This is a genomic window from Pseudomonas sp. PB103 (assembly GCF_009764635.1).
Lineage (GTDB): Bacteria > Pseudomonadota > Gammaproteobacteria > Pseudomonadales > Pseudomonadaceae > Aquipseudomonas.
In genome coordinates this window covers 56,604-73,008 of the sequence record NZ_RWIL01000019.1, presented here as the reverse complement: position 1 = coordinate 73,008, position 16,405 = coordinate 56,604, and the positions used below count along the sequence as shown (strand labels likewise).

Sequence of the window (16,405 nt, the reverse complement as noted above, 5' to 3'; positions counted from 1 at the left end):
TTGCCCCCTGTGTCATTCGTTCAAATAGAAGCTGTCGCGGCAACCGGGGTACGCCGTGGGCGGCGCCCGATGGCCTGGATCAACAGCGAGCAGCCGGCCACCAGGCAGTAGCCCACCAGCAGCGGATCGATCAGATAGTCCCAGTAGTTTTCCGACGCCTTGAGGCGTAGCGCGAAGGCCAGTGTGCCGAGGGCCAACAGAGTGACGGCCAACGTATTGCCCAGCCACAACAGTGCCAAAGCCAACACACCGATGCCGACAATCATCGGCCGCGGATTGAAACCCCAACGGTAAGGATCGGCATAGGTCAGGCCCATCGTCGCCGGGTACAGAATGGCCGCCAGGACGACAAACAACACCAGCACCTGAACCCGCGTCAGCGTTGCCAACGGCTGGACCACGCCCAAGCGCAGCAGGCTCACCCAGCCGAGCAAGACCAGCGTGGTGATCGCCAGATCATCGGTAAAGCTGCGCACATACGCCGCCAGCGGCAGGTCACTGATCGGGATGAAACTGACCAGCGCCAACACTGGCAACAGCCATGGGCGCCAGCGTTGGGTGAAGTGAAATGCGCTCAGTACAACGAAACCGAGCAGGATGAAACTCAAATGGGCTTGCCAGAGAATCAGCATCACAGGCGCTCCTCCAGCCAGGCTTCATTGAAGCTGACATGTTTGATAAAGGTGTTATTCCACGAATACACCAAGTGATAGAGGCCGTCCGTGCCACGGCTGAAGTACGGGTATTCGTACTCGAAATCACAACCCTGCGGCTTGCACACGCGGTAATCCAGGTTGCTCAGAAAACGCTGTTCCAGCGGTAACCGCCGGGCACCGCTGGAGGCGCGAAAGCCTTCACTGATGATTGCCTTGTAGGCCTCAGGCGCGAACGGCTGGCCGAGCGGATCTGGCGACTGATCGAGTTCGATCACGCTGCGCCAGTCGTTGAGGTTGGCATCGGTGCCGTACAGGCTGAGCTTGAAACGACCGTCCTGCAGGTCATTCAACGCCACCAGCAGACCGTTATCGTGAGTGCCGACGGCCGCCAGCGATGAGTTCGGGTTGGCCGGTTCCAGCGGGTACGGCTCGCTCCAGGTTTGCCCGGCATCTTCGGTGCGGCTGGCCAGCACGCGATGGTGAGTGTCACCGGCATAACGCAACATCGCCACCGCGCGACGCCCGTCGAGGGGCACGATGGTCGGTTGCAACGAGTGCTTGCCCCGGCTGATACGGAATTTGTCGACCACCGCGCCGTCGGCGCTCAGGTACAAGTATTCGGCGAACTTGCCCATGAACTCGTGGTAAACCGGCAAACCGATCGAGCCGTCGGCATGGAACACCGGCGCGGCGCGTACCAGCGTGCTGATGTTGAAGAATGGCGAGGTGATCAGTTGCCGAGGCGCCGTCCAGTTACGGCCGAGGTCATCGGAGACCATCACGTTGATCGCACTGGTGGCCCAGCCGCCCACGGACACCGAGACGTAGAACATCCACAAGCGCTGATCCGGCGCGAGGGCGATCACCGGGTTGCCGAGTTTGCGGATGTACCGCCGGGTGCCGTCACGCGTCGATTCACGGGTCGCGAGCACTTGCTCGGCGCCCCACTCGGCAGTTTTCGCATCGTAGCGCGCGGTGCGAATCTGGACGTCGGCGGCGCCCTCACGCGAGCCGGCAAACCAGACCGCCATCAAGTCACCGCCGGGCAGCGAGGTGACCGATGAAGAGTGGACGAAATCGTTCAGTTCCGAGGACACGAAACGGCTGCTGTACATCGGCCCGGGGGCTTGCAGCGCAGCGTCGACCGCTGGTGTCGACAGCGCAAACGGTGACAGTACGTGGGTGGGATGACTGCGCCACGCAGCCAGAAAAACCAGGATCACGGTCAGGCTGCCGAGAATCATTTTCAAGTGGAAGGACAACGCACGCATAGTGGGCTCGTGACAGAAACAGGATGGAAGACGTACGGCAAGACATCCTTGTCAGCGCGTCGGATCGTCCGGTAATCGGCGACGGCGTCCCGTGAGCATCGACAACGGCAAGTTGTCGCGAACCTGAAAACTTTCAAACAGCGCAGCGGCGATATGGATGCAAACCAGCACCAACAGGCCATCGGCAGCGGTTTCGTGCACCTGTAACGGCCAATCGGCTCCCCACAGGGCATCGACCTCCTCCATGGCCCAACCGCTTAGCCCCACAGTCAACAACGCCAGCAACATCAGAATCATCACCAGCGCGCCAATCGGTGAGTGGCCGAGGCGGTGCTCTGGCCGTCCGGCGAGCAGTGAGCGTGCATGTGCCAACAATCGGCTCGGCGTCGGCCAGAAGTCCGACCAACGCGCGCTGCGCGGTCCTGTGAAACCCCACACCGTGCGCACCAGCAGCCAGCCCATGGCGTAGTAACCGAGCCAGACATGCCAGTCGTCGCCGGCCTCATTGAAAAAATAATTGGCAACGAAAACCCCCGCGATGGACAGATGAAACAGTCGCACCACGGGGTCCCACAGGCGCAGGGACGCGCTCGGCATCAGCCCTTGATCTCGGTTTTCACCGCTTTACCGCTGACCGGATCGTGGTAGATCTCGACCTTGCGCTTGTCCTTGTCGAAACCGTAGATCTCATAGCAGTTGCCGTCAGTGACCTTGAACTTGCTGATCTCGTAACCCTGGGCTTTCAGTTGTTCCTGAAAGGCTTTCTGGTCTTGCCATTGCGAGCGCTCGGCGGTAGTGCATTGCGGACCGGCGACGGCCAGCGGGCTGGCAACGATGAGGGACAACAGCAGCAGTTTGCGCATGGAAACACTCTCGCTAGATGAGGAAGGCCCCACTGTGCAAAAGCAACCTTAGCGAAAGCTTAGTTGGCAACGAGTGGTTACATCTTTCCCGTCGGGCGGGCTGCCACGGCGGCCTGCGCAACGGCATCATGCCGCCGACCAACCCCCTTATTACCTCTAGAGAACTTCCATGCGCCTGCTTCTGGTCGAAGATGATCGTGCCCTCGGACAAGGCATCCGCGTTGCGCTGAGCAGCGAAGGTTATGCCCTCGACTGGTTGCAGGACGGAGTCAGCGCCTTGCATGCGTTGCGCACGGAAAGCTTTGATCTGCTGCTACTCGATCTTGGCCTGCCACGCCTCGACGGTCTGGCGCTGTTGCAGCAATTGCGCGGCGAGCAACATGACTTGCCGGTGCTGATCCTCACCGCTCGCGACGGCACTGCCGAGCGCATCGCGGGGCTCGATGCCGGCGCCGACGATTACCTGATCAAACCCTTCGATGTCGATGAGCTGAAGGCACGCATCCGCGCCTTGCTGCGACGCAGTCAGGGTCGCGCGCAACCGGTGCTGGAGCATGCGGGGGTGAGCCTCGATCCGGTCAGCCAGCAAGTGACCTGGCAAGGCAGTGATGTGGTGGTGACGCCGATGGAGTATCAGTTGCTCCATCAGTTGATGGCGCGCCCCGGCAAAGTGGTGACCCGCGAACGCTTGTCCCGGGCGTTGTATGGCTGGCAGGAGCGGGTCGAAAGCAACACCCTTGAAGTGCTGATTCACAACTTGCGCAAAAAACTCTCGGGCGAGTTGATCCGCACCGTGCGCGGCGTCGGCTACGTGCTGGAGCTCAAGCCATGAACTCGATACGGACACGGATTCTGCTGCCGGTGCTGATGCTGGTGTTGCTGGGTGATGTGCTGATCAGTTGGCTGGTGCTGCGCGACAGCCACCATGAAATCGAAGAGGTTTACGACGCGCAATTGGCGCAAAGCGCACGCCTGCTGCAAGGCGTGCTGGCGCAACGTGCGCCCGGCGACGACGACTGGCAACGGCTTCATCAGGCCTTCGACCAAGCGATGAGCCGGGTGGGCGATGGCGAGGCAGCGCATCCCTATGAGACCCGTCTGACGTTTCAGGTCTGGCGCAGCGACGGCCAATTGCTGATGCGTTCCGCCGAAGCGCCGGAGCTTGCGGCGCCGCCGACCACCGTGGGCTCTCACGATATTCTCGAGAACGGTCGCGACTGGTGTGCCTTTCTGCTCAAGGATCCGCAACAGGGATTGCTGATCTGGGTCGGTGAGCGTGACGACATTCGTCAGGATCTGATCCAACGCATCGTTGGCCATACGTTGTGGCCGAGTCTGATCGGGGTGCCGGCGCTCGCGGCACTGATCTGGCTGACCATCGGTTGGGGCCTGCAACCGCTGCGCGCGATGGCGCAATCGATCCGTGGACGCACCACCGAAACGCTGAAGCCACTCAATCTCAGCCCCCTGCCCCACGACCTCGAACCGATGCAGACGGCGCTCAATCGACTTTTGCAGCAGATCGACAATTTGCTCGCGCGGGAACGGCGCTTCATCGCCGACGCGGCCCATGAATTGCGCACGCCGCTGGCGATTCTGCGCATCCATGCGCAAAACGCGCAACTGGCCAGTACCGCGCAACAGCGCGACGAAGCCCTGGAGTTTCTGCTCAGCGCGGTGGATCGCGCCACACGCATTGCCAGCCAGTTGCTGACCATGGCGCGAATTGAACCGCGCCTGGCCAACCCACAGCGAAGTCCGGTGGAACTGACCGCACTGGTGCGTGAAGAACTCGCCGAGCTGGCGCCGCTGGCCATGGCAAAAGACATCGAACTGATCCTCGACAGCGACCACCACTGCCCGGTCGAAACCGACCCGGTGGCACTGGCCATCGCCCTGCAGAACCTGGTGACCAACGCACTGAACTTCGCCCCGCCCGGCAGCGAAGTGCGCGTTCAGGTGCAACCGCAAAGTGATGGCTCGGTGTACATCAGCGTCGAGGATGCCGGCCCGGGCATCAACGAAACTGATTACGCGCGACTGTTCGAACGTTTCTACAGCCAGGGCCACGCCAATGGCGCCGGACTGGGCCTGGCGATTGTGCAAATGATCGTCAGCAAGATCGGCAGCACCCTGCAGCTGTACAACCGGCCGCAGGGTGGCTTGTGCGCTGAACTGCGGATCAATCAGGCGCAACGCTGACCATCACAGAACATACTTTGTGTGCCGAAAGGACGTGGCTTGTGGAAAGGCCCCGGATCTCAGGGATTGAGGGGAGCATGTTCAAAGCACCACAAAAGCAATTCCCCACTGCAAAAGCAGCATCAGAACGCCGACATTTCTCTGCGCTTTTGACAAAATTTTCATGTTTGCCCGCATAAGATCCGCACCCTCGTTGGGGAGTAGCCTGTTTCCGAGCCTTTCGGAAGCGTTCGTATCAACATTCTCGGCAACATGCCGTGGTGCGAACACCTTTTGGTTGGTGAGACCGACGACACATCCATGCCTAAAGTCGGGCGTGTGGTTGTGTCGTTGACTCATAGCCCGACTGGAAGTACACCACCGTGAATCCCGTTTCCCTCATCTTCCTCGCGCTGGCCATGTCCACGGATGCGTTTGCAGCCGCCATCGGCAAAGGTTCCAGCCTGCACAAACCGCGCCTGACCGAAGCCCTGCGCACGGGTCTGATCTTCGGTGTGATCGAAGCCATCACCCCGATCATCGGCTGGTTGATCGGCCAGGCTGCCACTCGCTGGGTGTCCGAATGGGACCACTGGATCGCCTTCACCCTGCTGCTGATTCTCGGCTTGCACATGATTTACAACGGCCTCAAACACGAAGACGAAGCAGAGGAAAAACCGGGGCAACATTCCTTCCTGATCCTCGCGGTGACCGCGTTCGCCACCAGCATCGATGCGCTGGCAGTCGGCGTCGGCCTGGCGTTTGTCGACGTGAACATCTGGGTGGCAGCGGCCGCGATCGGTCTGGCAACCATGACCATGGTGACCATTGGCGTGATGCTCGGTCGGGTGCTGGGTGCGGTGGTCGGCAAACGCGCCGAAATCGTTGGTGGTGTGGTGCTGATGATTGTTGGTACGACGATTTTGTATGAGCACCTGTCAGTTTGATCCGACGCTATTGATGAGCTCTCCTCATGGGTTTATGCAGCGCCAACTCTATTGTTGAGCGGATAGCCGCCATATAAGGTGCTGCATTCACTAGAGGAGAGACGCCATGCCTACCCCGTCCGAGGTTATTGTCGTCATCGGTGCCGGCTCGATCGGTCAAGCCATCGCTCGCAGAGTCAGCGTTGGCAAACACGTCGTAGTGGCGGACTTGAAGCAAGAAAATGCCGATGCCGCTGCCCGCGTCCTGCTCGACGCCGGGTTCGCCGTCACGACCGCTGTGGTCGACGTGGCTTCGCGCGAATCGATCGAGGCGCTGGTGCGCACCGCCACTGCACTGGGCCCAGTCACCGGGGTCATTCACGCCGCTGGTGTTTCACCTTCGCAAGCGCCTGTGGCAACTATTCTTCGCGTTGATCTGTATGGCACCGCCGTAGTCCTCGAAGCGTTTGGCAACGTGATTGCCCCGGGCGGCAGCGCGATCGTCATCGCCTCGCAATCCGGGCACCGTTTGCCGGCCTTGAGTGCCGAGCAAAACAAGGCGCTGGCGACGACTCCTGCGGACGATCTGTTGGCTCTGCCGATGCTTCAGGCCGATCAGATCATTGATCCCCTGCACGCCTATCAAATCTCCAAACGCGGCAATTCATTGCGCGTGATGGCCGAAGCGGTGCGCTGGGGCAAACGCGGTGCGCGGGTCAACACGATCAGTCCGGGGATTATCTTCACGCCACTGGCGCGCGACGAATTGAATGGCCCCCGCGGTGCGGGTTACCGCCGCATGATCGAACTGAGCCCGGCCGGGCGCGGCGGTACGCCTGATGAAGTCGGTGCCGTTGGCGCGCTGCTCATGGGACCTGATGGTACGTTCATTACCGGCAGCGACTTTTTGATGGATGGCGGCGTTACCGCGGCCTATTGGTACGGTGATCTGGCGCCGCAATGATGCTCTCGTGAACCAGCGTCAAGGCGTTTCCGAGCGCTGCGCCGCTGGCAGTGTTGTCGAAAATGCACCAGATGGTGGCGCCCGCCGCCACCGCGGTTTGCAAGGCTTGCGCCAGTGTTTGCAGAAAGGGCAAATCGTAGGCGCTGTGGTAAATGCGCGGTGAGCCGTGCAGTCGCCAATAGCGCAAACCAGCCCAGCCACCCGCAGTTGCATCATTGCTGATGCGTGACGGATTGACGACTGCCTGGGCGATTTGGAAAGTGACGAGTAATGGCCCGGCATTCACCCACGATTCATGCCGGGGCTCCAGCACAACGGCGCCGTTGAAACGTTGACGCAACGCCTTGAAAAAGCCTTGGGCAATTGACGCGTCGAACGCCAGTGAAGGTGGCAGTTGCACCAGCAGGCACCCCAAGCGCTGACCCAATCCGCCGCATTGCGCGAAAAACGCCTCCAGCGCGGCTTCACAATCTACCAACCGCCGTTCATGGGTGATGTGCCTGGGCACCTTTACCGAAAACCGAAACGTCTCTGGAACCGAATCGGCCCAACGCTCGTAAGTCTGTCGACGGTGCGGACGATAGAACGAACTGTTGATTTCCACGCCGTCTAAGCGTGCTGCGTAGCGTTGCAAGTGCGTGCCTTCAAGCGGAAACACTGGCCAATATTCTCGCCCGAGACTCCATCCGGCACAGCCAATAAAAATCAAAACCCACCTCCAAAAGCCACCTGCAAGCGTTGCCCAAGGCCAGGGCCGCGATCGGCGGATCTTTTGCTTCCGGTTTTAAAAAACAAGTCAAAAGATCGCAGCCTGCGGCAACTCCTGGAGGGGTCTCCGTTTAGTGCGGAATCGGGTTATTTTTTGCCTGGCAGGACTGAGCTCAGCACCTGCTTGGCGGCTTGCACGATAATGCCCGCTTCGTCCGGATCGCCCTTGAGCAGCGTCGTGGCGAGTTTCTTCGCTTGCTCAAGCTTGATGTGCGGCGGCAGCGGCGGCACGTTCGGGTCGGTTTTGAACTCGATCACCACCGGCACATCCGACGCCAGAGCCTGCTCCCAGGCGCCGGCAACGTCTTCTTCGCGATCGACGAAAATACCTTTCAGGCCGATGGAAATCGCAAACAGGTGGTAAGGCACGTCCGGAATGCTCTGCGAAGCCTCGAATTTCGGATCGCCCTCCATCACACGTTGCTCCCACGTGACCTGATTGAGGTCTTCGTTGTTGAACACCGCACAGATCCATTTCGGGCTCGCCCACTGCCGCCAATATTTGGCCACGGTGATCAGCTCGGCCATGTTGTTCATCTGCATCGCGCCGTCGCCCACCAAGGCGATGACCGAGCGCTCGGGATAAGCGAATTTTGCAGCAATCGCATAAGGCACCGCCGCGCCCATCGAGGCCAGTCCACCGGACAGTGAGCACTGCATGCCTCGGCGGATCTTCAGGTCGCGGGCGTACCAGTTGGCACAGGAACCCGAGTCGCTGGTGATGATCGCCTGCTCCGGCAGGCGTGGCGACAGCTCATACACCACCCTTTGCGGATTGATCGGGTCGGCTTTGGCCATTGCGCGTTTTTCCAGGGTTTTCTCCCAGGTGCCGCGCCAGCCTTCGACCTTCTTGCGCCATTTGCCTGAGGTCTTCTGCTCCAGCAGCGGCAACAACGCCGCCAGGGTTTCCGCCGAATCCCCGACCAGATTGACCTCCATCGGATAGCGCAAGCTGAGCATGTCGGGCTGCAAATCGATCTGCACACCACGGGCGTGGCCTTCCTTGGGTAGAAATTCGGCGTACGGGAACCCCGAACCGATCATCAGCAAGGTGTCGCATTCGTTCATCAATTTGTAGCTGGGCTCGGTGCCGAGCAGGCCGATGCTGCCAGTGACCCACGGTAGATCGTCGGGTAACGCAGCTTTCCCCAGCAGTGCTTTGGCGACCCCGGCACCGAGCTTTTCCGCCACCGCAATCACTTGATCGGTCGCCTGCAAGGCGCCGGCACCAACCAGAATGGCGACCTTTTCACCGGCGTTCAAAACGTCGGCGGCACGTTGCAGATCCGCTTCGTAGGGCAACACTTTCGGTTTCGTGTAACCGACCCCGGAGTGCGCCGTGCCATGGGCGCGGGCCGGCGCTTCGTAAGGCAGATCCTGCAAATCGTTGGGCAGAATGATCGCCGTCACGCGGCGCTCGCCAACGGCCGTACGGACTGCGCGGTCGAGGAGATGGCGCACTTGCGACGGCACTGAAGCCTGCTGCACAAAGGCGCCAGCGACGTCCTTGAACATCGAGACCAGATCAAGCTCTTGTTGGTAATGACTGCCCAACGCAGTGCGCGCCTGCTGACCGACAATGGCCAGCACCGGCATGTGATCCATTCGCGCGTCGTAGAGCCCGGTGATCAAGTGCGACGCACCAGGGCCTGAGGTGGCGATGCAGACGCCCAACTCCCCCGTGAACTTGGCATGGGCCGAGGCCATGAATGCGGCCATTTCCTCATGGCGCGCCTGGACGAATTCGATCTTGCCCTTGGCCCGACTGAGCGCGCCGAACACGCCGTTGATGCCATCGCCCGGATAGCCAAAAATCCGCGTAACGCCCCATTCACTGAGCCGCTCAACCAGAAAATCTCCCACTGTCATCGTCATTTCGATCCTCATCCTTCACCAATGCATGGAGCGTTCCCGGCAGAACATTGACCGGGAGGTGTAAGGTCTGGACAGCCGCGCTGACGGCGAAGTTTCGATTGATTTGCGCGGTGCTGGCATAAGATGCGGCCGCTTTGCGCCCCAGCGGGAGCAAGCTCCCTCGCCACACTTGCCGGCAACACCCGTTACCGAGAAGCAAACAAGCGCCGGATCGCCTTTTATCAGTTGCTCGACGAGTTTTTCTGAGGCGCACGCCCTCCTTCGCTGTCCACCGATCAATGCAGATTGGAGGGGTGACGAATGACAGAAGCACGTGCGGTGTTGGTGCAAGCCTTGCGGCTTGAGTGCAACGACTGGGTGCCCAATAACCAGCGTTTGCCGGTATTGATTTATCCCAAGGCGATTGCCATCGAAGGGGACGAGCCGGCGGCTCTGTTCGAGCACACCTTCGACGCCAACGGCTGGCCCAGCCAATGGCGCTACGGAATTTACGATTTCCATCACTATCACACCGAAGGCCACGAAGTACTGGGGGTCGCCGTGGGCCATGCGCGGCTAATGCTCGGTGGCCCGCAAGGGCATGTGCTGGACGTCAGCGCCGGCGATGTGTTGCTGCTGCCCGCCGGCACCGGCCACTGCAATCTCGGCTCCAGCGCGGACTTTCTGGTGGTTGGCGCCTACCCGCCGGGGCAGCACGGCGATATTTGCCGCGAAGCGCCGAGCAAGGAGCAATTGGAGAGTATCGATAAGCTGCCGTTTCCCGAGCGGGATCCGGTGCAAGGCGCATACGGTGCAGTGAAACAGTATTGGCTCAAATAGGCTTTCAGCGATGCGGATGTACGGTCCATGCGACCAGTTTGATCACGATGGGCCGCACGACGAGAATGCACAGAAAGGCAATCGGCATGGCCAGTTTGTAAGCGTTCAGCACATTGCGCAGGTATTCGTTATCAATCCCTGAATTGGCCGCCGTGATCACCAGCGACATCAAAAATGCCATGATCGTCGCCATGTACAGGGCAAATACATACGGTGTGGCGCGCGGCGACAGTTTGCGACGGCTGACATAAGTGGCGGCGGGATTTGTTCTTTGATTCATGGCTTTTCCATCCATTGACAGGGAGCCGGCACCTTAACAAAGCCCAATAGGGCCAACTAGACGGCCAAACGCAGGTGCTTTATAAAGCACAACTTACGAATCAGTCCTTCTCGCAGGCCACGGATGAATCTGTTAGCGGCGATTGCCAGTTTTATAAAAGTGGTCGAATCCGGCTCGATTGTCGGTGCGGCCAAGACGCTGGGCGTCAGCGCCGCCGCTGTCAGCCAGACCCTCAGTCGCCTGGAAATGCATCTTGGCGTGCGTCTGTTGCAACGCACTACGCGCAGCATGGCGCTCACCGAAAATGGCAGGGTGTATTACGAGAAGGTCAAACGCATTGCAGCAGATCTGGAGTCGGCTCAAAGCTTGATCAGCGACGACGATAGCGAGTTGCAAGGTCGCCTGTGCATCGCCTCTACCTCCGCTTTCGGGCGACATGTATTGGCGCCGCTGATCGCCGGTTTTTCGGCGCAGCACCCGCGCCTGTTGCTTGAACTCTCCACCACCGACGGCAAGATCAGTCACATCCAGGACGGCATCGACCTGAGCCTGCGAATCAAGCCGCAACTGGAAGACGGCATCGTTGCGCGCCGGATCGTTTCGCTGCCCTTCGTCCTTTGCGCCTCGTCCGCCTATCTGCAACGCGCGGGCCGGCCGCAGTCGCCTGACGACCTGCAAAACCATGCCTGTCTGGCGTTTCGATACCCTCTGGATGGACGCTTTCTGCGCTGGAGTTTTATCCGCGACGGGCAGCGCTACGACGCACCGGTCAATGCAACGGCCATCAGCGATGACATTGACGCGCTGGCGCAAATGGCAATCAACGGCGCCGGCATCACCCGTCTCGCAGAGTTCGTCGCCGCGCCTTTTCTCGCCAGCGGTCAATTGCTGCCGCTGTTTGAACAGCACGCAGGCACGGCCCAAGCGGTTGTCGAACCGATGGAGATCTACGCTTGCGTGCAGGAACGCGCGGCACTGACGCCGAAGGTCAAAGCCTTTCTGGATTATCTGACTCAGCACCTGGCCACGCGCTGGCCAATGACAGACGCCTGAAACCGCGAACCTCACATGAAGAGACAAGCCGTGACTGAATTACGCTATGTAAAGGGCTCAGGCCGCCCCCCGCTGCATCTGGCCTCGATTGACTCGTCTGGCGCTGATGCCGGCGATCTGGTGTTTACTTTGACGAATGCCGCCGTGCTGCGCATTGCCTTCGCTTGCCACACTGAACGGGTCGGCATGCTCCAGCGCTTGATCGCTGAGCGGGTGCCCTTCGCGGTCGGCGGCATGTGTCCGGGGCCGGCCGACGAGGTCGGTTTGCTGATCGACAACGGAGCATTGACTGGCCCGCACCTCGAACTGTCCTGGTCGGGGCCGCAACAATGGGTGGTGCGCGAGATCGCAAAGAATGCACACGAATGGCTGCCGCAATCTGACATCAGCCAGATCACCAATCCCAGCTTCGATCCACATTCGCTCAGCGTCGATTGATGCCAGTCAGGACACACGCTTCATCCGTAAAATCCAGGCATCCGGCCCAGACATATCAAATTGCACATAAGCAACATGTTCTCCGCGACATGGGCGCGACGGGCTCGCGTCCCTAGCATGGGTCACGCACTCGTTGTCCGTCCGGCTGACCAAGCAGCCCTCGGATCGCTCGCGGACGCACTGCACTTCAGTGCCGATCCCACCCTAAGGAGAACTGAACATGACCCTGGCCGCCATCGCCTGCAAGGACATCACCTGGAACCCGATCACCAGGTCCAGCACCTTCACTGAACACGATCGTGAAATCCTCAAACACCATTGGCATCCCGTCGCTTTCTCGGCAGACGTTGCCGATAAACCGTTTGCCGTCACGCTGCTCGACGAGCCCATCGTGCTTTATCGCACCGGCGAAAAACTCAATGCTGCCCGTGATATTTGCAGCCATCGCGGGGCGCCGCTGAGCAAGGGTTGGGTACAGGGCGAAAACATTATTTGCCCTTACCACGGCCTGCATTTCGGCACCGATGGCCGCTGCACGCGCATTCCCTCGGAGCCGAACGCCAACCTCACCGAGCGCCATCGCATCCAGATGTATTCGACCCGCGAAGACTACGGCTTGATCTGGGTCTTGATGGCGGGCAGCAGTGCTCCCTTCGCTGAAATGCCGTCGTGGCATGACGAAGAATCCCAACGAATTCTGCCGCCGTCGCTCGACATCGCTGCCTCGGCCGGGCGTCAGGTAGAGGGCTTTATCGATGTGGCGCACTTCGCCTGGATTCACCACGAAGCGTTTGCCGAGCGCGACAATCCGGTGGTGCCAACGTACAAGGCCGAGGTCACGCCGTACGGCGTCCACGCCGAGTACGTGAGCAATGTCAGCAACTTCCCCAAGAGCATGCAGCACCGCGCCCCGGAAGATTTTTTGTGGAAGCGCACGTTCGATGTGTTTGCACCGTTTACCGCGCGCTTGACCGTGAACTTTCCCGATCCGCAGCACCGTTTGGTGATCCTCAACGCCGCCAGCCCGATCTCGGCACGCAAGACGCGGATGTTCTGCGCGATCACACGCAATTTCGACCAGGAGATGCCGCTGGAGGATGTCTACGCGTTCAACCAGCAGGTGTTTGAAGAGGATCGCGACATTGTCGAACTGTGTCGCCCGGAAGATCTGCCGTTGGATCTGTCGCTGGAAATCCATATTCCCGCCGACCGCTCTTCCACTGCCTATCGCCGCGCCTTGAGCGCCCTTGGCCTGGGACGCGCGTTCACCAGCTGAGGCTCGCGTTGTTTCCCCCATCGATAGGAGTGAGCAAAATGTTCAAGTGGGAATGTCTGGTGTGCGGTTTTATTTACGATGAAGCGGCGGGCCTGCCGGAAGACGGGATTGTGGCGGGCACACGTTGGGAGGACGTGCCTGAGGATTGGTACTGTCCGGAATGCGGCGTCGGCAAGTCCGACTTCGACATGATCCGGATACCGGCCTCGGCCGAGGCCAATCGCCCGGCCGCGCAACCGGATCCGGTCGTCATTGTCGGCTCAGGGCTGGCGGGCTACACCGTGGCACGCGAGCTGCGCAAACTGAACGCCGAGACACCGATCCTGATCGTTACCCGCGATGGCGGCGAGTTCTATTCAAAACCGGCGCTCTCCAACGCCTACCAGACCGGGCGCTTGCCCGATCAACTGGTCACCTCCAGTGCTGAGCAGATGGCCGCGCAGTTGCAGGCGCAGATCAAAACGCGCACCTCGATTGAGCGTATCGACACCCACGCGCAGGTGATTTATCTCGACGGCCAGCCGCTGCGCTATGGCTCGCTGGTACTGGCGCTGGGCGCTGACGCTCGCCGCCCGGAGCTGCAAGGCGATGGCGTGGCAGCGATCATTACGGTCAACGATCTGGAAGACTACCGGCGTTTCCGTCAGCAGATCGGCGTCGAAAGCCGCATCGCCATTTTGGGCGGTGGTTTGATCGGCTGCGAGTTCGCCAATGATCTGCGCCATGCGGGGCATGAGGTTTCGGTTATCGACCGCGCGACCTGGCCGCTGAGCCGGCTATTGCCGGTGGAGGCCGGTGATGCCATGGCCAGCGCGCTGCAATCGATCGGTGTCCACCTGGAACTGGGCAATGCGCCGATGGCTGTGCGCCGCGCCGACAGCGGGTTCGAGTTACAGCTAGCCGATGGTCGTGTGCTTGCGGTGGATCATGTGCTCAGCGCAATCGGTCTGGAGCCGCGCGTCGATCTGGCGCGAGCTGCCGGCATTGCCGTGGCCAACGGCGTCATTACCGATGCCTGCCTGCGCACCAGCACGCCGAATGTTTATGCCTTGGGCGACTGCGCGCGTGTTCACGATCTGGTCTTGCCGTACGTGATGCCGATCATGTTGCAGGCCCGCGCTCTGGCCCAGACCCTCGCAGGGCGGGCAACAGCGGTCGCCTATCCGGCAATGCCGGTGACGATCAAGACCAGCGTCCTGCCGACAATCGTAGCGTCGCCGCTGGACGGCGCCGGGCTGTGGTCGACCGAGTGGGCTGAGCGCTGCGACAAAGGCATCGCCAACGTCAAATCGCTCTACCATGATCCGCAGAGCCGCATGCTCGGCTTCGTGCTGATGGGCGCGGCGACGCAAGAAAAAGCCGAATTGCTGAAATCGCTGCCCGACTGGCGCTGACTCATTCTATTCACGGCCGAGCCTTTGCATAGACGCTTCCAGGCGTATCGCTATATAGTCATTTATATAGCGATACGCTTTTCACCCTCAGCCACTCAGGGACATGGACCGATCTGCAGTTGGCCGCCCAAGAAGAGAGCTTGCCGTGTCTAACGCCGTCCCCAACTGCGATGCACAACTGATTCGCACGCTATACACCTTGCTGACTGAATGCAGCGTTTCGCGTACGGCAGAGTTGCTCGGCCAATCGCAACCGGCGATCAGCGTTGCCCTGCGCCGGCTGCGAGAGCTGACCGGTGATCAACTGTTGGTGCGCAGCGGCAGCCGCATGGTGCTGACCACCCACGGGCTGACCCTGATCGATCCCGTTGCACAGGCGCTGAATGGCATCGAACAGATTCTGCACCCGGTCGACCGGTTCGACCCTGCCACTACCCGGCAAACTTTTCGCATCAGCACGCCGGATTATCTGAGTGTGTTTTTCGTTCCGGCGATCATCGAACGTTTCAACGCGCAGGCGCCGCTGGCCACGTTGGAGCTCAAGCACTTACAAGCCGAGGGCGGCTATTCGCGCGGACTTGAGGATGGATTTCTCGATCTGGTGATCGGCAATTGGCGAGCACCGGCAGAGCACCTGCACCTGCAAATGCTCTGCGACGATGATCTGGTGTGTCTGTTGCGCGAGGAACACCCGATCCCGCCCGGTGGCCTGACGCGCGAGGCTTACATGGACGCCGACCACTTGGCCGTCATGACCCACAACTCATCCGGCCAAGGCACCATCGGCGCCGAACTGGCCAGGAACGGCCTGGCCCGGCGAGTGACCACCACGCTGCCGTACTTCTGCATCGCGCCGTATGTGCTGGTGAAATCGAATCTGCTCTTCACCACCACACGTTCTTTTGCCAAGCACTACAGTGATTTGTTGCCGCTGCGCATCGAGCCCTTCCCCGTGCCTGCGCAACCGCTGCGCTATTACCAGTTGTGGCATGCGCGCAAACATCGTTCGCAGGCCTCGAAGTGGTTACGCAGCGTGGTGCTCTCTGCGGCCAGGGCGATTGCACCTGAGCCAACGGCAGTGAATCAGCGCGAAGCCTCCGGGCAATCTGCTTAACTGACTCATTGCTGTTCTTCAACCCGGAGGCCTGCAATGAAATCCAGATATCCACTCACGGCGTTATTGATCGCAGCAGGCCTGTTCGGCTGCGCCACATCGTCCAACCCTGGCGTGAACGTCACGCTCACCGCCACCCGGCAGAATGTCGGACAGATTGGCAACGTCAGCCTCGCTGACTGGGGCAAGGACACCGGTTTCAGCTTCTTCATCAGCGGTGCGCCCAGTGGCGCCTCCCTGCCCTTGCGCCTGTATGCCTTCGTCAATCAAGGGAGTTGCGCGCAACCCGGGCCGGTGGCTTATGCGATGAACGATAAAGTCAGCACCGAACGTCAGCCTGTACGCGGCTGGGCATTTTCGCGAAGTGCGCCGGTGGCCTTGTCGACATTGCTCGCCGCCGAGCATTCCGTGGTCGTGCGGACGGCCGCGACCGATGGCAGCGTAGACATTTTCTGTGGGGACATTCGCCAGGCCAACGTGAAATAACGTCGATCGCGCTGGCACGCGAGGAGAATTTTTCATACGGT

At 60.5% G+C, this 16,405-nt stretch carries 18 protein-coding genes, 1 pseudogene and 1 riboswitch; of the genes and pseudogenes, 12 read left to right on the top strand and 7 right to left on the bottom strand.

What is annotated here, in order from left to right:
- Positions 1-20 precede the first annotated feature (20 nt).
- The 4 genes from EJA70_RS03760 to EJA70_RS03745 are packed head-to-tail and all read right to left on the bottom strand — an operon-like array spanning position 21 to position 2,790.
- Positions 21-632, bottom strand: coding sequence for a hypothetical protein (locus tag EJA70_RS03760; protein WP_158829737.1), 612 nt, complete (start codon positions 630-632; stop codon positions 21-23).
- Positions 632-1,927 carry an exo-alpha-sialidase gene (locus tag EJA70_RS03755; protein WP_158829735.1) on the bottom strand — a complete coding sequence of 432 codons (1,296 nt, stop codon included), beginning with the start codon at positions 1,925-1,927 and terminating at the stop codon, positions 632-634. The genes EJA70_RS03760 and EJA70_RS03755 overlap by 1 nt, the downstream gene beginning before the upstream one ends.
- A 51-nt stretch (positions 1,928-1,978) precedes the next feature.
- Positions 1,979-2,524: a cytochrome b/b6 domain-containing protein gene (locus tag EJA70_RS03750; RefSeq protein ID WP_158829733.1), complete on the bottom strand. Its 546-nt coding sequence runs from the start codon at positions 2,522-2,524 to the stop codon at positions 1,979-1,981.
- On the bottom strand, positions 2,524-2,790 hold the full coding sequence (locus EJA70_RS03745) for a PepSY domain-containing protein (RefSeq protein ID WP_007960465.1): 267 nt from the start codon (positions 2,788-2,790) through the stop codon (positions 2,524-2,526). Before EJA70_RS03745 ends, EJA70_RS03750 begins: the two co-directional genes overlap by 1 nt.
- Before the next feature lie 169 nt (positions 2,791-2,959).
- On the opposite strand from EJA70_RS03745, the gene EJA70_RS03740 reads away from it, so the two are divergent.
- The 4 genes from EJA70_RS03740 to EJA70_RS03725 all read left to right on the top strand — a co-directional run bounded on the left by EJA70_RS03740 (position 2,960) and on the right by EJA70_RS03725 (position 6,861).
- Entirely contained in the window at positions 2,960-3,622 is a 663-nt protein-coding gene (locus tag EJA70_RS03740) for a response regulator (protein WP_158829731.1), read from the top strand.
- Positions 3,619-4,992, top strand: coding sequence for an ATP-binding protein (locus EJA70_RS03735; protein WP_158829729.1), 1,374 nt, complete (start codon positions 3,619-3,621; stop codon positions 4,990-4,992). The genes EJA70_RS03740 and EJA70_RS03735 overlap by 4 nt, the downstream gene beginning before the upstream one ends.
- Before the next feature lie 183 nt (positions 4,993-5,175).
- Positions 5,176-5,345: riboswitch (yybP-ykoY riboswitch) on the top strand.
- A gap of 9 nt (positions 5,346-5,354) precedes the next feature.
- Positions 5,355-5,918: a manganese efflux pump MntP gene (gene mntP / locus EJA70_RS03730; protein WP_158829727.1), complete on the top strand. Its 564-nt coding sequence runs from the start codon at positions 5,355-5,357 to the stop codon at positions 5,916-5,918.
- A gap of 106 nt (positions 5,919-6,024) precedes the next feature.
- Positions 6,025-6,861 carry an SDR family oxidoreductase gene (locus tag EJA70_RS03725; protein ID WP_158829725.1) on the top strand — a complete coding sequence of 279 codons (837 nt, stop codon included), beginning with the start codon at positions 6,025-6,027 and terminating at the stop codon, positions 6,859-6,861.
- Here EJA70_RS03725 and EJA70_RS03720 read toward each other — a convergent pair.
- On the bottom strand, positions 6,821-7,570 hold the full coding sequence (locus tag EJA70_RS03720) for a DUF72 domain-containing protein (protein ID WP_158829724.1): 750 nt from the start codon (positions 7,568-7,570) through the stop codon (positions 6,821-6,823). The genes EJA70_RS03725 and EJA70_RS03720 overlap by 41 nt on opposite strands.
- Before the next feature lie 146 nt (positions 7,571-7,716).
- Positions 7,717-9,504 (bottom strand): thiamine pyrophosphate-requiring protein, encoded by a 1,788-nt coding sequence (locus EJA70_RS03715; protein WP_158829722.1) that lies wholly within the window; start codon positions 9,502-9,504, stop codon positions 7,717-7,719.
- A 300-nt stretch (positions 9,505-9,804) separates the two neighbouring features.
- Here EJA70_RS03715 and EJA70_RS03710 point away from each other — a divergent pair, with 300 nt between their 5' ends.
- On the top strand, positions 9,805-10,323 hold the full coding sequence (locus EJA70_RS03710; RefSeq protein ID WP_158829720.1) for a cupin: 519 nt from the start codon (positions 9,805-9,807) through the stop codon (positions 10,321-10,323).
- Positions 10,324-10,327: 4 nt separating this feature from the next.
- On the opposite strand, the gene EJA70_RS03705 is transcribed toward EJA70_RS03710, so the two are convergent.
- On the bottom strand, positions 10,328-10,603 hold the full coding sequence (locus EJA70_RS03705; protein WP_158829718.1) for a DUF2798 domain-containing protein: 276 nt from the start codon (positions 10,601-10,603) through the stop codon (positions 10,328-10,330).
- Between the two features lie 123 nt (positions 10,604-10,726).
- Between EJA70_RS03705 and EJA70_RS03700 the strand changes: the two genes are divergently transcribed.
- From EJA70_RS03700 to EJA70_RS03675, 7 genes and pseudogenes are all read left to right on the top strand, one after another.
- Positions 10,727-11,656, top strand: a complete 930-nt coding sequence (locus EJA70_RS03700; protein ID WP_158829716.1) for a LysR family transcriptional regulator — start codon at positions 10,727-10,729, stop codon at positions 11,654-11,656.
- Between the two features lie 30 nt (positions 11,657-11,686).
- A complete protein-coding gene (locus EJA70_RS03695) occupies positions 11,687-12,094 on the top strand; it encodes a hypothetical protein (RefSeq protein ID WP_256677621.1) in 408 nt (135 codons plus the stop codon).
- A gap of 220 nt (positions 12,095-12,314) precedes the next feature.
- A complete protein-coding gene (locus EJA70_RS03690; RefSeq protein ID WP_158829712.1) occupies positions 12,315-13,370 on the top strand; it encodes an aromatic ring-hydroxylating dioxygenase subunit alpha in 1,056 nt (351 codons plus the stop codon).
- 38 nt (positions 13,371-13,408) lie between these two features.
- Positions 13,409-13,570, top strand: a pseudogene (locus tag EJA70_RS31025) (rubredoxin); the annotation flags it as partial.
- Positions 13,559-14,764, top strand: coding sequence for an FAD-dependent oxidoreductase (locus EJA70_RS03685; RefSeq protein WP_256677624.1), 1,206 nt, complete (start codon positions 13,559-13,561; stop codon positions 14,762-14,764). The pseudogene EJA70_RS31025 and the gene EJA70_RS03685, both read left to right, overlap by 12 nt.
- Before the next feature lie 145 nt (positions 14,765-14,909).
- Positions 14,910-15,878 (top strand): LysR family transcriptional regulator, encoded by a 969-nt coding sequence (locus EJA70_RS03680; protein ID WP_201226161.1) that lies wholly within the window; start codon positions 14,910-14,912, stop codon positions 15,876-15,878.
- A gap of 36 nt (positions 15,879-15,914) precedes the next feature.
- Positions 15,915-16,364, top strand: a complete 450-nt coding sequence (locus EJA70_RS03675) for a hypothetical protein (protein WP_158829706.1) — start codon at positions 15,915-15,917, stop codon at positions 16,362-16,364.
- The last annotated feature ends 41 nt before the right edge of the window (positions 16,365-16,405 follow it).

Excerpts from the sequence above, each read along its gene's own strand:
- EJA70_RS03760 (WP_158829737.1), bottom strand. The coding sequence starts at position 632 with ATGCTGATTCTCTGGCAAGCCCATTTGAGTTTCATCCTGCTCGGTTTC.
- EJA70_RS03700 (WP_158829716.1), top strand. The coding sequence starts at position 10,727 with ATGAATCTGTTAGCGGCGATTGCCAGTTTTATAAAAGTGGTCGAATCC.
- EJA70_RS03705 (WP_158829718.1), bottom strand. The coding sequence starts at position 10,603 with ATGAATCAAAGAACAAATCCCGCCGCCACTTATGTCAGCCGTCGCAAA.
- EJA70_RS03715 (WP_158829722.1), bottom strand. The coding sequence starts at position 9,504 with ATGACGATGACAGTGGGAGATTTTCTGGTTGAGCGGCTCAGTGAATGG.
- EJA70_RS03690 (WP_158829712.1), top strand. The coding sequence starts at position 12,315 with ATGACCCTGGCCGCCATCGCCTGCAAGGACATCACCTGGAACCCGATC.
- EJA70_RS03675 (WP_158829706.1), top strand. The coding sequence starts at position 15,915 with ATGAAATCCAGATATCCACTCACGGCGTTATTGATCGCAGCAGGCCTG.
- EJA70_RS03735 (WP_158829729.1), top strand. The coding sequence starts at position 3,619 with ATGAACTCGATACGGACACGGATTCTGCTGCCGGTGCTGATGCTGGTG.
- EJA70_RS03750 (WP_158829733.1), bottom strand. The coding sequence starts at position 2,524 with ATGCCGAGCGCGTCCCTGCGCCTGTGGGACCCCGTGGTGCGACTGTTT.
- EJA70_RS03685 (WP_256677624.1), top strand. The coding sequence starts at position 13,559 with ATGATCCGGATACCGGCCTCGGCCGAGGCCAATCGCCCGGCCGCGCAA.
- EJA70_RS03745 (WP_007960465.1), bottom strand. The coding sequence starts at position 2,790 with ATGCGCAAACTGCTGCTGTTGTCCCTCATCGTTGCCAGCCCGCTGGCC.
- EJA70_RS03725 (WP_158829725.1), top strand. The coding sequence starts at position 6,025 with ATGCCTACCCCGTCCGAGGTTATTGTCGTCATCGGTGCCGGCTCGATC.
- EJA70_RS03710 (WP_158829720.1), top strand. The coding sequence starts at position 9,805 with ATGACAGAAGCACGTGCGGTGTTGGTGCAAGCCTTGCGGCTTGAGTGC.
- EJA70_RS03740 (WP_158829731.1), top strand. The coding sequence starts at position 2,960 with ATGCGCCTGCTTCTGGTCGAAGATGATCGTGCCCTCGGACAAGGCATC.
- EJA70_RS03755 (WP_158829735.1), bottom strand. The coding sequence starts at position 1,927 with ATGCGTGCGTTGTCCTTCCACTTGAAAATGATTCTCGGCAGCCTGACC.